This window comes from Bacillus sp. 05T31 (genome assembly GCF_056396725.1).
In genome coordinates this window covers 1-839 of the sequence record NZ_JBFTMA010001134.1, presented here as the reverse complement: position 1 = coordinate 839, position 839 = coordinate 1, and the positions used below count along the sequence as shown (strand labels likewise).

1 protein-coding gene is annotated in these 839 nt (G+C 32.5%); it reads right to left on the bottom strand.

The genetic code is table 11. The features are described from left to right. Window positions 1-300 precede the first annotated feature (300 nt). Window positions 301-498, bottom strand: coding sequence for a hypothetical protein (locus AC1DJR_RS31905; protein ID WP_002017016.1), 198 nt, complete (start codon window positions 496-498; stop codon window positions 301-303). Between the last annotated feature and the right edge of the window lie 341 nt (window positions 499-839).

The window sequence follows — 839 nt, the reverse complement described above, 5'->3', positions numbered from 1 at the left end:
CTATGGCTGTCTATTCAATGGAGTGATTGAATTTTGTTAAGAATGAAAATTTAGTGAAGAAAAAAGTAATGAATAAAAGGAGAAATCCCTGGGGGACAGGGATTCAATAAGGGAGATATCATTGTCGTTCAATGTCGAAATTTGGCGTATTCGACAAATTAATATTATCACGAATTTTCAGGAGATTGTGATAGTGGATGTGTCAAAAATGTGTACGGGTTTCATATAAAAGTGTTATTTAAATAGGAAAAGGGAAAAGAATTAAGTTCACTCGTTCTTAAGATTTTTTCCCTTTTAAATTTACTGTTTGTTCGTTGTTCTATATACATCTGAAATTGGTAAATCTTCGCCATGTAAAGCTTGAGTACTGTCCTTTTTGTTTGAATTATGTGCCTCCTGAGATGTTTCTTGCAGTTGTTCTTGGGCCTTACTAGGGGTATTCAGCGCATCTAATGACACAGGATCAAGTTGTTGACTTAATAAATCTTTTTTATCCATGTTATGTAGCTCCTTTTTGAACTTAGATATAAAAACAAAGTATTTTTAAATAGTTACGTGGGTATTATGTATCTTTGAATGGAATTATATACACAAACTATATTGAGAATTTAACTAATTATAAAAATTACTTGTGATGACAAGCTTAAGAAATATAAAGATCATTAGTTCTTAATAAAAGCGTTATTTGTGCGACACGTTTCCTCATAAGTGTGCAAACACGAAATAGGAGGGTTATCAACTTGATAACAACAACTTATTGACTGAAAGTAGGAATGAAAGCCGTCAGGTTGAGCTGAAACTACTTATCTGATACTCCTACATGCAAGGCGTGATAGTAG

Coding starts and splice junctions, on each gene's coding strand:
- AC1DJR_RS31905 (WP_002017016.1), bottom strand. CDS start 498: ATGGATAAAAAAGATTTATTAAGTCAACAACTTGATCCTGTGTCATTA.